Source organism: Achromobacter xylosoxidans (assembly GCF_002192695.1).
GTDB classification, from domain to species: Bacteria; Pseudomonadota; Gammaproteobacteria; order Burkholderiales; family Burkholderiaceae_B; genus Achromobacter; species Achromobacter xylosoxidans_C.
In genome coordinates this window covers 141,456-154,918 of record NZ_MTLG01000081.1, presented here as the reverse complement: position 1 = coordinate 154,918, position 13,463 = coordinate 141,456, and the positions used below count along the sequence as shown (strand labels likewise).

The 13,463-nt window shown below is 63.0% G+C and carries 12 protein-coding genes; 7 read left to right on the top strand and 5 right to left on the bottom strand.

The genetic code is table 11. From position 1 onward, the window contains the following. Positions 1 to 12: 12 nt before the first annotated feature. Together BRO63_RS18005 and BRO63_RS18000 are read right to left on the bottom strand one after the other, a co-directional pair. Positions 13 to 792 (bottom strand): SDR family NAD(P)-dependent oxidoreductase, encoded by a 780-nt coding sequence (locus BRO63_RS18005; RefSeq protein WP_088141087.1) that lies wholly within the window; start codon positions 790 to 792, stop codon positions 13 to 15. Continuing rightward, positions 789 to 2,117, bottom strand: a complete 1,329-nt coding sequence (locus tag BRO63_RS18000; RefSeq protein WP_088141086.1) for an MFS transporter — start codon at positions 2,115 to 2,117, stop codon at positions 789 to 791. The genes BRO63_RS18005 and BRO63_RS18000 overlap by 4 nt, the downstream gene beginning before the upstream one ends. 286 nt (positions 2,118 to 2,403) lie before the next feature. Between BRO63_RS18000 and BRO63_RS17995 the strand changes: the two genes are divergently transcribed. Continuing rightward, positions 2,404 to 3,375: a LysR family transcriptional regulator gene (locus BRO63_RS17995; RefSeq protein WP_088141085.1), complete on the top strand. Its 972-nt coding sequence runs from the start codon at positions 2,404 to 2,406 to the stop codon at positions 3,373 to 3,375. A 191-nt stretch (positions 3,376 to 3,566) separates the two neighbouring features. Here the strand turns inward: BRO63_RS17995 and BRO63_RS17990 are convergent, their stop codons facing one another. Then, complete coding sequence (locus BRO63_RS17990; RefSeq protein WP_088141084.1) at positions 3,567 to 4,856, bottom strand: MFS transporter; 1,290 nt, start codon at positions 4,854 to 4,856, stop codon at positions 3,567 to 3,569. A 98-nt stretch (positions 4,857 to 4,954) separates the two neighbouring features. On the opposite strand from BRO63_RS17990, the gene BRO63_RS17985 reads away from it, so the two are divergent. Further along, positions 4,955 to 5,884, top strand: a complete 930-nt coding sequence (locus BRO63_RS17985) for a LysR family transcriptional regulator (protein WP_088141083.1) — start codon at positions 4,955 to 4,957, stop codon at positions 5,882 to 5,884. Positions 5,885 to 6,053: 169 nt separating this feature from the next. Continuing rightward, positions 6,054 to 6,200 carry a hypothetical protein gene (locus tag BRO63_RS33995; protein WP_179215139.1) on the top strand — a complete coding sequence of 49 codons (147 nt, stop codon included), beginning with the start codon at positions 6,054 to 6,056 and terminating at the stop codon, positions 6,198 to 6,200. A 12-nt stretch (positions 6,201 to 6,212) separates the two neighbouring features. Here the strand turns inward: BRO63_RS33995 and BRO63_RS17975 are convergent, their stop codons facing one another. Next, on the bottom strand, positions 6,213 to 8,480 hold the full coding sequence (locus BRO63_RS17975; protein ID WP_088141081.1) for a DUF3604 domain-containing protein: 2,268 nt from the start codon (positions 8,478 to 8,480) through the stop codon (positions 6,213 to 6,215). Between the two features lie 92 nt (positions 8,481 to 8,572). Here BRO63_RS17975 and BRO63_RS17970 point away from each other — a divergent pair, with 92 nt between their 5' ends. The 3 genes from BRO63_RS17970 (at position 8,573) to BRO63_RS17960 (ending at position 11,491) form a co-directional block, all read left to right on the top strand. Continuing rightward, positions 8,573 to 9,499, top strand: coding sequence for a LysR family transcriptional regulator (locus tag BRO63_RS17970; protein ID WP_059373274.1), 927 nt, complete (start codon positions 8,573 to 8,575; stop codon positions 9,497 to 9,499). Between the two features lie 113 nt (positions 9,500 to 9,612). After that, positions 9,613 to 10,593, top strand: coding sequence for a Bug family tripartite tricarboxylate transporter substrate binding protein (locus BRO63_RS17965; protein ID WP_088141080.1), 981 nt, complete (start codon positions 9,613 to 9,615; stop codon positions 10,591 to 10,593). Positions 10,594 to 10,690: 97 nt separating this feature from the next. Next, a complete protein-coding gene (locus tag BRO63_RS17960) occupies positions 10,691 to 11,491 on the top strand; it encodes a hypothetical protein (RefSeq protein WP_088141079.1) in 801 nt (266 codons plus the stop codon). Positions 11,492 to 11,568: 77 nt separating this feature from the next. Here the strand turns inward: BRO63_RS17960 and BRO63_RS17955 are convergent, their stop codons facing one another. Beyond that, positions 11,569 to 11,898: a YciI family protein gene (locus tag BRO63_RS17955; RefSeq protein WP_088141078.1), complete on the bottom strand. Its 330-nt coding sequence runs from the start codon at positions 11,896 to 11,898 to the stop codon at positions 11,569 to 11,571. A gap of 387 nt (positions 11,899 to 12,285) precedes the next feature. Between BRO63_RS17955 and BRO63_RS17950 the strand changes: the two genes are divergently transcribed. Continuing rightward, on the top strand, positions 12,286 to 13,371 hold the full coding sequence (locus BRO63_RS17950) for a type I restriction endonuclease (protein WP_088141077.1): 1,086 nt from the start codon (positions 12,286 to 12,288) through the stop codon (positions 13,369 to 13,371). The last annotated feature ends 92 nt before the right edge of the window (positions 13,372 to 13,463 follow it).

The window sequence follows — 13,463 nt, the reverse complement described above, 5'->3', positions numbered from 1 at the left end:
ATCGGGGGAGGCTCAGGTGTTGAGCATCAAGCCGTTTTCCAGGGCCAGCACCTGGCCGGTCATCGCCGGCGCGCGGGCGGCGATGAACCAGGCCAGTTCCGCGACTTCCGACGGCTGCGACACCCGCTTGAGCGGCGCGTTCTCGCGCATGCCGTCGATCACGCGGGCGTAGGCCTCGTCGCCGAGCACGCGCCGCAGCAGGCCGTCGTCGACCATGCCGGGAGCGATGGCATTCACGCGGACCTGCGGGGCGAGATTGCGCGCGAGCGACAGCGTCAGCGAATTGACCGCGCCCTTCGAGGCCGCATAGGCGATGGACGATCCCGTGCCATTCAGGGACGCCAGCGAAGAGATATTGATGACGCAGCCCGATGCTGCGCCTGCCGGCCGGTCGCGCAACAGGGGAGCCGCGGCACGCGTCACCTGGAACATGCCGATGAGGTTCACGCGGTAGACGCGCTCGAACTCGCTGGCATCGACCGCATCGAGGTCGCCGTGCGGAATCACGCGCGTCGTGCCCGCGCTGTTGACGACAGCGTCCAGCCGTCCCCACCGCGCCGCGACCGCATCGACCATGCCGCGGCAGGCAGCGTCGTCGCCCACGTCGGCATCCACGACGATGGCCTGGGTCCCGGCGTCGCGGCACTGCGCGGCCACCGCCTCGGCCGCCGCCCGGGTGCCGTCGTCGAAATTGTTGATGGCCACCGCCCAGCCTTCACGCGCAAAGCGCAGCGCCGTGGCGGCCCCGATGCCGCTGGCCGCGCCGGTCACCAGGCAGACGGGCGCGCTCATGCCTGCTCCCGCTTCGTACGCAGCGACAGCGCGATGAAGGCGCCGCCTACCAGCGCGCAGGCCAGCAGGATCATGCCGGGAAGCAACTGCCCCGTGGTGTCCTTGAGAAAGCCGATGACATACGGGCTCACGAAGCCGGCCAGGTTGCCGACCGAATTGATCAGCGCGATGGCCGCCGCGGCGCCCGCGCCGCTCATCATCGCCGTGGGGATGCCCCAGAAGACCGGCGCGATCGAATTGATGCCGATGGCGGCGACGATGAGGGCGGCCATCGACCACAACAGGTGTTCGGCAAGCAGCACCGATACCAGCATGCCGACGGCGCCCAGCACACAGCACACGGCAACGTGGATACGGCGTTCGTTCGTGCGGTCCGCATGGCGCGCGATGAGTATCATCGCCACCGCGCTGACCAGAGACGGCACCGCCGACAGCAGGCCGATATTGCCCAGGTTGGCCACGCCCGCGGCCCGTATCATCGTCGGCAGCCAGAACACCAGGCCGTAATTGCCCATGGCGATGCAGAAATAGAGCAGGCCGAGCAGCCACACTTTGCGGTCGCCGAACACGTGCCGCACGCTATGGCGGGCCCGGGTGCTGTCGTCGGCGGCGAGATCCTGCGCCAGCAGGCGCTTCTCGTCCGCGCTGAGCCACTTCACCGTCTCGATCCGGTCCTGCAGCATGAAGAAGGCGGCAATCCCGACCAGCAGCGACCCCAGGCCTTCAACCAGGAACAGCCACTGCCAGCCGGCCAGGCCATGCGCGCCGCCGAACCGCTCCATGATCCAGCCGGACAGCGGGCCGCCGATGGCTCCCGACACCGGAATGGCCACCATGAACAGCGCGATGATCTGCGAGCGCCGGCTCGACGGGAACCAGGTCGACAGATACAGCACGATGCCCGGGAAGAAGCCGGCTTCGGCCACCCCCAGCAGGAAACGCAGCAGATAGAACGACAGCGGTCCCTGCGCGTACATCGTCAGACAGGAAATGATCGACCACGTGACCATGATGCGCGCGATCCAGATGCGCGCGCCCACGCGATGTAGGATCAGATTGCTGGGCACCTCGAAGATGAAGTAGCCCAGGAAGAAAACGCCGGCCCCCAAGCCGTAAACCGTTTCCGACATCGACAGATCGGCCAGCATTTGCAGCTTGGCGAAGCTCACGTTCACGCGGTCGATGTACGCGACGATGAACGACAGGAACAGGAACGGCATGATGCGCCAGGCCAGCTTGCGGTACAGCGCGTCAAGCTGCGCAGGATTCTGCGCCGCCTGCGAGCCGGCATAGGCCGGCGCGCCGCCGGAAAGGGACGAGCTCATGGGTGTTGTCTCCGTGGGTGTGTGCCATGGGGCACATCGAGTTATTCGGCAGTCTGCGAGTTCGGTTATGCGATGCGGCATCGGCGTGGGATCAATCCTTGCTTCCGGCGATTCGTCGATGCTCCATGAGAAGCCCGCACTACAGTGCTGTCCGTTCGAAGGGTACGGGCTGCCCGGACCCGGCGGCAAATCACACTTTGCGCATTCGGCATTACCATTTGGTTATGATTGGCGACGTACGCCACTACTCGATGGCGACCGATACCCCCGTCTTTCCACTCCCGATATGCCCGCCAGCACGCCGTCCGACAACTCGATAGAACGTTTCTTCCGCAGCGGCCTGAAGCTTGGGCATCTGCGCATCCTGGTGGCGCTGGGCGAGCTGCGCCAGGTGACACGGGTAGCCGCCGCGTTCCACGTCACACAGCCAGCCATCTCCAAGCAGATCGCGGAGATCGAGGAGGCGCTGGCCACGCCGGTCGTGCGCCGCGTAGGCAACGCCATTGAATTGACGCGCATAGGCCGCGTGCTGGTCGAACGCGGGCGCGAGATCCTGCGCCAGATCGAACTGGCGCGGCGCGACGTCAAGGCGCTGGCCTCTGGCACGGCCGGCCACGTCAGATTCGGCGCCGTGGTGACGATCCCCCAACCCCTGATCGCGCATGCCGTCGAACTGTTCACGCGACGCGCGCCGAACGCCTCGTTCTCGTTCGTCGAAGCCACGCTCGATCGCCTGCTCAAGATGATGGACGAAGGCAACCTCGACCTGGCCTTGGGCCGCAACCGCGTGACCGGGTATCTGCCGGTGATGCGCCACGAATCCTTGCATCACGAGCCGTTCGTGTTCGTGGTGGGCACGCGCCACCCATTGGGCGGCCCCGACACCCCCGTGACCTGGGACGACCTGCAGGACGTGCGCTGGATCACGCCCATGCAGGGTTCGCCCGCTTTTGCGACCATGGTCGAGATCCTGGCCGAACATGGCGTGACCCTGTTGCGCCCGACCATCGAGTCCAGTTCCTTGGCGCTGAACCTGTCCTTGCTGCGCGACGGCGGATACGTCTCGATCCTGCCGCTGTCGCTCGCGCGGCGCTACGTGCAGCGCGGAACGATGCGGATGCTGCCGCTGCCGCCGCTGGGGCCATTGGGCGAGGCCATCCTGTACTGGCGCGAAGACACCACGACATCCACCACGCAGCTGTTCGCCGAGTGCCTGCGGGAGTCCTCGGCGGAATTGATCGACGCCGCCGGCGCCTAGCGGCCGGCCGCCTTATTTCGACCCGGACCCGGTCCGCTCCACATAGATCGGGCTGGAGTAGATGCGCGCAGAAATGGTGTCAGACTACAATTTAGCTAACCAAATTGCAGTCTGACAGCATTAATTACTCGCATCGCCACTGGAATCGCCGCGCCTCGCGCACTCCGCCGCCGGCGGTGACTCTGTTCACTTCATCGGCGGCTTGACTCCGCGGCACGGTCGAAGCAACCGAACAAAAACACGGCAATTGCGAACCCCAGTGTGACGACGCACACGCCATTCCATCCCGCCCATGCCCATGCCGCGCCTGACAGCGCAGCACCAATTGCGCCGCCGACGAAAAAGATGCCGACAAAGAGCGCGTTCAATCGACCACGAGCCGCCGGATTAATCAGGTTGATCGCGCGTCGGCCGAGCGTTTGATCGGCGATCACACCGGCGTCGAGCGCCGCCGCCCCGACTACCAGCAATGCGAGCGCAAGGACGGGATGCGTGGCTGCGGAGAACCCGCCCCAACCCGCCCCGGCAACCGCGAGCCCGAGTACCGCCGCGATCATCACCAGATGCGCGGCGATTTGTGTCGCACGCCCCGCGCCGCAATCGCCGAGGTAGCCCGCGAGCGGCGTCACCATCGCACCGGTTGCACCCGCCAGCGCGAAGGCGGCAATGCCTTGTGTACCCAGCGAAAACGGCGGCTGGGCGAGAAGCAGCGCGATGGCTGTCCAGAACGCGCTGAACGCACCGAGCGCGAGCGCGGCAAGCGTCGCGCGACGTTGTAAGACGGGTTCGGTGCGCAGCAAGGTCCACAGCGAGCGCAGCAAGTCCAGGTAGCGAGCGGCCGTGTGCGGCGTGTGACTCGGCAACCGTGTCAGCAGCACGACTGCAAGCAGCAAGTCGGCCAAGGCCGCGATGCCATAAAACGCACGCCAGCCAAACGTTCCGCCGATCAGGCTCGCGAGCGGTCGTGACAACAGGATGCCAAGCATCAGGCCGCTCATCACGTTGCCGACTGCGCGTCCGCGCCGGCTTTCAGGCGCCATCGACGCCGCCATCGGCACGAGCATCTGGATCACGCTCGATGTCGCCCCCGCCATAAACACCGATGCCAGGAACAGCCAGCCCGATCGCGCGAGCGACGCCAGTCCGAGGAACATCGCGCAGCAGGCGAGCGTCCAGACGATCAGGCGGCGATTTTCGAGGAGGTCGCATAGCGGTACGAGCAATAGCAGACCTGCGGCGTAGCCGAGTTGCGGGAGCATCGCGATCACGCCGGCAAGCTCGGGCGGCAGAGTCAGTGCTCGGCTGACAGGCCCCGTCAGAGGTTGCGCGGCCGTCAGGTTCACGACGATCACGCCGACGGCGGCGGCAAAAAAGATCGTCAATGACGTGGTCAGGCCACCGCCTGGGGACGCATCCGCTTGCAGTGAGGGCAGCGAAGCGGAGGGCAGTTTGCGCGCGCAGGCGTCAGCGGGTTGACTCATGGTTTGGGCTTCCGGGTGTACGAGTGTGGCCCATCCTAAGGATAAGAACGTTATGAGACAATTGAATTATCTTGATAATGTTTATGCGAGATTGTTTTATGAACACGCGTGACTTGCAGGCTTTCGTGGCAGTGGTCGAAAACGGCTCAATGGTGCGGGCCGCAGAGAGGCTGTTTCTGACTCAGCCGGGACTCACGCGCCGTGTCCAGAATCTGGAAACGATGCTCGGCATCGAGTTGCTCGACCGGCAGAGCAAGCCGCTCAAGCCGACGGCGGCAGGAAGCGATGTCTATGGCCTTGCGCGCGCGGTGCTACGCGCGGTCGACGACCTGCTGGCCGTCGCGTCGCCTGATAGCGAGCCGACAGGCGAGTTTAGGATCGGGGTGCCGCCGTTTTTGTCTGAGCTGGCGTTGGAACAACCCATCGACCGTCTGCGTGCCGCCTTTCCGAATCTGACGCTGCGCGTGACAGCGGGCTGGTCGCCAGGACTGCTGGAGGGCATCGAAAAGGCGAAGGCGGACGCGGTCGTCGTGCTTTTACCCGAAGGCGTGCCGTTGCCGGAAGGCCTGACGTCGACGCTTCTCGCCTATAAGCCCACGGTCGTCGTCGCGCCGCGCTCGTTCAGTCTGCCCGACAAACCCGCCTCGCTCGCCGATTTAGCGGCTTATCCCTGGGTGCTGAACCAGGACGGCTGCGGAATGCGTTCAGCACTGAGCCGCGCCATGTCTGCGGCGGGTTTGCCGTTCAATGTCGCTGTCGAAGCGTTCGGTTCGGAACTGCAGTTGTCGCTGGTCGCGCGCGCCTTGGGCGTCGGGCTCGCTGCGCCTGAAGTGCTGGCGCGCAGCCCGCATCGCAATGCGCTGCAGATCGTCGATGTGCCGGAGTTCAAGAGCGGGCTGAGCGTATGGCTCGTGCATGGCGTGCTGCCAGGCCGTCTTGTGCGACCCGTCGCGGTGATGCGCGACGCACTGATCGAAACGCTGGAAAGGGATGCGGTACGTTTGCCCCTCGCCGATTCCGTCGCATAAGCCCGAGCAGAAGCTGCGTTGCAGGAGATTTCCCACCACCGGCCGCGGCTCGATGGGCCGACCTTGATGATGCTCCGCGCGCTGGTGTTGGTGGAGTTGCTCGGCGCGCATCTGACGCTTGTCGGGTTGACCTCATGTGAGGCAACGTTTCTGCTGCTTGCCATGTTGCATGCGAATGCTGCCGCTGCCGCCGCTGGGCCCCTTGGGCGAGGCCATCCTGTACTGGCGCGAGGACACCACGACATCCACCACGCAGCTATTCGCCGAGTGCTTGCGGGAGTCCTCGGCGGAATTGATCGACGCCGCCGGCGCCTAGCGGACAGCCATCTTATTTCGGCCCGGACCCGGTCCGCTCCACATAGATCGGGCTGGAATAGATGAAGAAGCCGTCCTCAGTCGTGATGCGCAGGTACACCGCATTGTCGGAGTCTGTGTGCAGCGGCACGCGCACCCGGGCCTGCATCCGTTGCACCGGATTCTCGTCTGGCAGGCGATAGACCTGCAGCCGGCGCCGGATGCCGCCGTTTTCAACGACGACCGGCTCCAGTCCGATCTGCTCGACGGGGATCTCGGTACGCACCACCGGCGTGTCGATTTTCAGCACGCCGGCGCGCGGATCGCTCAGCCGCACATCGATGCCGCTGTAGCCGCCAGTGGTCAGCGAGCGCCAGCTCAGCATGTCGGGGCGAGGTTGCGCCAAGGTCTTGTCCAGGTTCCAGAAATTGATGGGCAGCGGATCGACGAAGGTATTGCCCTCCAGGGTGGCGCTACCGTCCCAGACCGTCTGGCGTCCACGGCCGCGGTACTCGGATCCTTCCCAGACAATACGGATCCGGCTGCCCAGCGCGGCCTCGTCGTAGGGGTACAGCGTCTGCACCACGTCCATGCGGTTGCGGACTTCCACGCGCTCGATGGCGCCATGGGTCAGGACCTCGAAGGACAGCTCCAGCGAGTCGCCGTCGTACGACAGGATGGCGCCCATATCGGCCTGCGTGACGGGCTCGCGCGTGACCGGGGCGCCCAGCTTGGGATCATCGGAATAGCGCTGCGCCGGGCTATCGAAATGCGCTTGCACGTCCAGGTAGGCGCGGCATCCGGTGGTGGCGTAATGGCGGCGCTGGCGCAGGCATTCGGCGATCGACAGGCGGGTCAGCTGGTCGGCAATCAGACAGCTCAGGCCGCCATATGCGCCAAACATCGATGCGCCAGGATGGCTGGCGCCATGCCGGCCCTTGTGTCCGTCGCTGTTGGCCAGGATGCCCACGCGGTAGCCCAGCCGGAAGGCATCCTCCAGCAGCCATTCGAAGGTGCCCCAGTCGGAGTGAATCTCGATCGAACGCTCCAAGCGCGCGTCGTGGGACCGCGTAATGTCGGCGTAGCGTCCGCCTATGTGCGCAAATACCACCACATCCTCGTCCTTCAGCGCATCGAACAGCGCATCGGCATCGTTGGCGTCCAGCGCCAGGTCCGACAGGTCGTCGATCAGCGCGTGCGAGGAACGATGGATGGGGCGGCCTTCCTTCAGGTACAGCACGTTGCGGTCGCCGCCCAGGCCGGTGTTGCCCGACCACTCATAGCCGGGAAAGATGATGAACGATCCGTCCTGGTTGTATTGCGCGGTCAGCTTATTCAACTGTTCCCAGAACGGCGTGGTGATCTGGAAGTCATTGCCCTGGTGGCTCATGACGTCCAGAAAGGCGCGGTCGCGCGCGAACAGGATCAGGTCCTCGGCGGAATTGGTGCCTATGGTTTCCTCGGACTGCCCGTGCAGGTCGGCCCAGTAGTGTCCGCGTGTGCCGCCGCCGGCCGCGACGACGCGGCAGGGCGTGCTTTGCGCCACGGGCAGGCCGTCGCGCAGCACCTCGATGCGCAGCTCGCCGGGCGCTTCGGCCACCAATCCTTCAAGCCGCGCGGCGAACTCGCCCTCGCGCATCGAGAACGTGGCGGGTAGGCCGCGCAGCGGCAGGCTGCTGCGCAGGGTGAACTCGCCCGCTACCTGATCGCTGGGGTTGCCCCATTTGTCTTCGCCCTTGAAACCCAGGCTGAAGGGCTCGCCCGCCACCGCCTGGCTGGGCAGGATGGCCTTGTAGGCGACCGGCGGCCCCGCCACCACGGCGATGGTGGGCGAGTGTTGCAGCTCGGTGTAGTTATAGGTGGCGAAGGCGTCCACCAGCACCTTGAATTCAAAAGTAGGCTCGCTGAACGTCTGCACCCGCATGCCGGGCGAGCCCTGCCGCGTATCGCCGAAGCGCACCACGATGCGATCGCCTTCCTCCAGGTAGCCGCGCACCACCCGGATGAACAGCGTCTTGTCCCAGGGCCGGATATTGCGCTTGCCGTCGTACTCGACCTGCAGCACCGCGCCGTTGGAAGCCTCGACCGTGGTGTAGTTCCAGCCGTCCGGCTGATCGAACTGCGGCTTGCCCATGTCGCTGGCGAAGCGGTGCACGATCTTGATCGACCCGGTGTCGTCGATGCCGAAATAGCCTGCGGTGTACGTCAGCGTGAACGACGCGAAGCTGCCCGCTTCGAAGCGGCCGGTAGGTTCGACGATGGCCGATCCCATGCGGTCGGCGGCGTAGGAAGAGTGGGGCATTGCGGTTCCTGGCGGGTTAGGGAAATCCCATCTTAGGGACCGCACATCCATATAGCTATAGTATGCAAACTATTCCATCATGACGTCGCTACATGACCGAGCCGATCGAATCCGTCTCCCTGCGCCAACTGCGCGCGCTAGTTGCTATCGGTGAAACGGCCAGCTTCACGGCCGCCGGCGAACGCCTGGGCCTGTCGCAACCCTCGGTCAGCCACTTGATCCGCCGATTGGAGGCCGAAGTCGGCCAGCCGCTGGTGGTGCGCGGCCGCGAGGTCTCCTTGACGCGCGACGGCCAGGCCATGGTCGACGCGGCGCGGCGCGCCATCCTGGCCATCGACAGTTCCATCCAGGAATGCCGCGAACACTCCGACCTGAAGCGCGGCAAAGTCATGGTCGCCGTGGGCCACGTCAGCGCGGCCACCTTGTTGCCACACATCCTGATGGAGTTCCGCCAGCGCCACCCCCAACTGGACCTGATCGTGGTCGATTGCATGGTGCAGCAGATCCGCACGCGCCTGCTCTCGCACGAGGCCGATGTCGGCCTGGGCGCGGTCATGCAGGACGACGACTCCCGCATCATGGTGGAGCAGCTTTCGGACAGCGGCGTCGCGCTCTTCGCGCGCATGGATCACCCCCTGGCCAGGCTCGACCAGGTCGACGCCAAAGTGCTGGCCGAACTGCCCTGTATCCAGCTGAATCCCGAAGCGCCCGCCTGGCTCAACATCAGCCGCCGCTTGATCGCCGCGAACATCTATCCGCGCGTCGAACAGCGCGTCGTCCTGCTGTCCACGGCCATCGGCCTGATACAGGCCGGCATGGGCGTGGCCATGCTGCCGCAGATCGCGCGCGGGCAGATGCCCGCCGGCATCAAGGGCATCGCCTTGCGTAATCCGGCGCTGGAATGGCCGATCTCCATCGCGCGCCTGGCCAACTACCCCTTGTCTCCGGCTGCCCAGGCCTTCGTCGCCGTGGTCCGCTCGGTCTCCCAACGCCTGCGCCGCGACGCCGCCATGCCGTGATGGCATGACGCTATAGCACCCCGCCTATTTTTCGGGGATGCCTGCTCCGATACGCTGCTTGGCATCATGCAAGCCCGCATGGTTTCCATAGCTCGCGCCAGCGCGGAGGCATCATGAAAACACTACAAGGGGTTCTACTGGGGGCTGTACTGGCCTGTGCGTCGCTTGCCGCGACGCCAGCCGCGGCGGCGCCGTTTCCGGATCGTCCCATCACGCTGGTCGTGCCGCTGGCGGCGGGCAGCACGGCCGATATCCTGGCGCGGTCCATCCAGCCCGGCCTTAGCCAGCAACTGGGGCAGACGGTCGTCGTCGAGAACAAGCCCGGCGGCGGCGGCCAGATCGCCATGAGCTACGTAGCCAAGGCCTCGCCCGACGGCTATACGCTGGTGCTGGGCTCCAACAATACCTGGGCCATCAACCTGGGACTGTTCTCGAAGCTGTCCTACGATCCGAACAAGGACTTCGTGCCGGTCGCCTATCTGGCCGGCGGCTCCAATGTGCTGGTCGTGCCGTCCGACAGCCCATACCGCTCCGTGCTCGAACTGGTCGCGGCCTTGAAAGCCCAGCCGGGCAAACTGATGTACTCATCCGGCGGCAACGGCACCACGCACCACCTCTCGGCCGAACTGCTGCTGTCGATCACCGGCACCCAAGCCGCGCACATCCCCTACCGTGGCGCCCCGCAAGGCGTGGCCGCCGTCATGGCGCATGAGGTCGTCTTCGCCTTCTACAACACGCCCAGCGTGTCCGGTCTGGTCAAGGAAGGCAAGCTGCGCGCGTTGGCGGTCACGGGCGAGGCGCGGTCCCCCTTGCTGCCAGATGTGCCGACCATGATGGAAGAGGGCGTGCAGGGTTACGTGATCACCGTCGACCTCGGCCTGATGGCCCCCGCAGGCACGCCGCCGGACGTCGTGGCGAAACTCAACGCCGCGGCGCGCAAAGTCATGGACAGCGCTGAACAGCGTCAGCGGCTGCAGGGCTTGGGGTATGAAATCTTCCACGACGGGCCACCCAGCGGCTTGGCGGCATTTATCCAGGCGGATATCGCCAAATGGGTGCCGCTAGTGCAGCGGTCGGGGGCGAAAGTGGATTAAGCGTACGCGCTGCCTGATTCCTCCGCCTGCCAAAAAACGCGGGGCGCCAGCTTACAATTCGCCGGCCCCAGCCACCCCAGCAGAGCGAGTCCCGCCCATGTCCGAACACCACCAGTTTCTGTGCCCCCGCGACATGCATTTGCCGCCGCCTGATTGGCGAGCGCTGGAAACCAAACTGCTGGAAGGCGGATATGTGATGGAACCGCGCGGCGATGGTGTTCCGTATCGAGCCCTGTTGAATCTGAGCTTCGATCTGGCCAGCCTGAATGAAGGGTCGTACCAGTATCAAGAAGGCCTGCGCACCACGGGAGACGTGATCGCCATGTACGTGGGGGCGGGGTATCTGCCGGCGGACATACCGATACGCCATAACGACACGATGGAAGAGGCCATGGCGTTGCTGGCTGAGCACGGTATTACGCCGGGGGACCAGTATGCGGATAACGAGAGCAGCGATTGGAATAGTCCGCAGTACTGCTTGGGGCCGGCGGCGCGTGCCTATCTGACTGACGATACGCGGGCATCCTATGACGCAGACCCCAAGAATTTTCCGTTGATGCTGCTGGCCTATAACGGCCCTGAGCCGCATGTGGCGGTGGGGGAGAATCTGTCCGAGCCTAGCTTGCCGGGTTCAGATGAACTGCTGGAATCCATGCCGCCGTTCGACTCGCATGTTGATTTTATTGGGGCGGCTTACGAGGATCCGGCGGCGCAATGGCATTGCGCGGAGGATGGGCGCGATTACCGGATACTGGAGCTGGATTGGCAGTACAGCTTGGCGATGGGGTTTCGGATGGTGCGGACGGAATGGCTGGATGACGGCAGCGCGAGGGGGCTGGCCAGGCTGATCGAGGGGCTGATCGGGCAGGCTATGGTTTGCAGCCATCGGCATTTGTGAATGAGGGGTAGGGGATAGGCGCTGGGCTGTTATTCCCTTGTTCTGACATAAAGCTGCGGTGCGGATGAGAGATGTCGCTACGGCTGTTCCAGCGGCCATACCTCAACGACGCCGTGCGCGACGGCGCAGGGTGTCTGCGACACCATCGCTATAGCTTCGGCCATGTCGGCTGCTTCGATGATGGCGAAGCCAGCCACGGGCAGGGGCGATTGCATGAATGGGCCGGGTGTTGTTTCGACCCGGGCGGCCTCGTGGTTACGCACTTGTACTGGCTTGCCTGCAATGCCCATCAATACGCCGTCTTTCTGCAATTTTGCGTCGCGCGCATGCGCTGCGTTTCGGATGGCCTGTGGGGTGCGATCGTAACCCTCTTGGTCGCCATATCCGATCGTCACAAACTTTGGCATGGATCGTCTCCTTAACGTGGATGAGATTCGGGGCTGCCTGCAATACCAATATACGGAAAATGGTAAAGCATGGGGGCGGGCTTAGGCGCCAGCCCGAGCATGATCTCTCTCTTGGCGACGGATCCTTAAATCTCGGAGACTTACTAGTCGTACTAGAGCTCGAGCAGTGTTGGTGGCGCAAGACGCTGCTTATGCTGGTTGGCCTATTTTTGGGCGTTGCTTCAGCGCCCCTTCCTCACTCTGCCCCTAAAGTAAAGTTCGGGTAATATCTGTAGATATTTGTCACGAACTGGTCTGTTCGCGATCACTTTTACCTAGGCACTTAGATACTTTCTCGAGATTGTGAACCAACGCGAGCGATAGCTCGCACGCATATTGGAGCAGAGCATGGAGTTGATGGAAAAACTCAGGGGCCTTTCCGAAAAAATTCGTCAGCAAGGCCCTGGAATCAAGACCGAAGAAGCGACGAAGAATGCGTTTGTGATGCCGTTCATTCACAACATATTGGGATACGACGTCTTCGATCCCAATGAGGTGACGCCCGAGTTCATTGCTGACGTTGGCACCAAGAAGGGTGAGAAGGTCGACTACGCGATTCTTCAGAATTCACAAATCCAGATCTTGATCGAGTGCAAGAAGTTCGGTGATCCGCTGAACATAAATCACGCCTCTCAGCTATTCCGCTACTTTCACGTCACGACCGCGAGAGTATCCATTCTTACCAATGGGCAGGTATATCAGTTCTATACCGATCTCGATGCGCCCAACAAGATGGACCAGAAGCCATTTCTGGAGCTTGATCTACTCGATATCGACGACTACATCGTCCCGGAACTGAAGAAGCTGACCAAAGGCGCGTTTGATCTGGAATCGGTCATCAGTGCTGCTGGTGAGCTTAAGTATCTGAGTCAGATCAAGAAGATTGTCGCCAATCAATTCGTTGCCCCTGAAGAAGATTTCGTCAAGCTGTTCGCTTCGCGAGTCTATGAGGGCGTGATCACACAACGAGTTCGAGACCAATTCTCTTCGTTGACGAAACGTGCTCTAGGTCAATTCTTGAATGACCAGATCAACGAACGACTCAAATCAGCCATGAATAGTAATGCAGTCGCATCGGTAGTGGCAGATACGCCTGAAGCAGAAGAGGTCGGAGATAGGTCAGACGACTCGATCACCACTACGCTCGAGGAAATCGAGGGCTACCACGTGGTTAAAGCAATTGTCCGCGCAGTGGTCGATGTCAAACGCGTCGTTCAGCGAGACACGCAAAGCTATATGGGCATACTTTTGGATGACAACAACAGGAAGCCCATTTGCCGTCTTCACTTCAACCGTTCACAGAAGTATGTGGGGGTTTTCGATGAGAATAAGAATGAAACTCGGCATCCCATCTCGTCTGTTGACGAAATTTATAATTTCTCAGATGCACTTAGGAAAACCGTGAATTTATACGGAATGGATTTGGTGAGTTAATTAGGCCCTGTTTTCTTTTTCATGTCACTGCATATTTAGAGGAATGTTGAATGGGAGGCCGGCTAACGATTGCGTGGTCGGTCGCCTCTAAT

What these genes read in the sequence shown, in the direction of transcription:
- BRO63_RS17960 (WP_088141079.1), top strand. Translation starts at nt 10,691, where the DNA reads ATGTCCGAACACCACCAGTTTCTGTGCCCCCGCGACATGCATTTGCCG.
- BRO63_RS18005 (WP_088141087.1), bottom strand. Translation starts at nt 792, where the DNA reads ATGAGCGCGCCCGTCTGCCTGGTGACCGGCGCGGCCAGCGGCATCGGG.
- BRO63_RS17970 (WP_059373274.1), top strand. Translation starts at nt 8,573, where the DNA reads ATGACCGAGCCGATCGAATCCGTCTCCCTGCGCCAACTGCGCGCGCTA.
- BRO63_RS17985 (WP_088141083.1), top strand. Translation starts at nt 4,955, where the DNA reads ATGAACACGCGTGACTTGCAGGCTTTCGTGGCAGTGGTCGAAAACGGC.
- BRO63_RS18000 (WP_088141086.1), bottom strand. Translation starts at nt 2,117, where the DNA reads ATGAGCTCGTCCCTTTCCGGCGGCGCGCCGGCCTATGCCGGCTCGCAG.
- BRO63_RS33995 (WP_179215139.1), top strand. Translation starts at nt 6,054, where the DNA reads ATGCGAATGCTGCCGCTGCCGCCGCTGGGCCCCTTGGGCGAGGCCATC.
- BRO63_RS17990 (WP_088141084.1), bottom strand. Translation starts at nt 4,856, where the DNA reads ATGAGTCAACCCGCTGACGCCTGCGCGCGCAAACTGCCCTCCGCTTCG.
- BRO63_RS17955 (WP_088141078.1), bottom strand. Translation starts at nt 11,898, where the DNA reads ATGCCAAAGTTTGTGACGATCGGATATGGCGACCAAGAGGGTTACGAT.
- BRO63_RS17965 (WP_088141080.1), top strand. Translation starts at nt 9,613, where the DNA reads ATGAAAACACTACAAGGGGTTCTACTGGGGGCTGTACTGGCCTGTGCG.
- BRO63_RS17995 (WP_088141085.1), top strand. Translation starts at nt 2,404, where the DNA reads ATGCCCGCCAGCACGCCGTCCGACAACTCGATAGAACGTTTCTTCCGC.
- BRO63_RS17950 (WP_088141077.1), top strand. Translation starts at nt 12,286, where the DNA reads ATGGAGTTGATGGAAAAACTCAGGGGCCTTTCCGAAAAAATTCGTCAG.
- BRO63_RS17975 (WP_088141081.1), bottom strand. Translation starts at nt 8,480, where the DNA reads ATGCCCCACTCTTCCTACGCCGCCGACCGCATGGGATCGGCCATCGTC.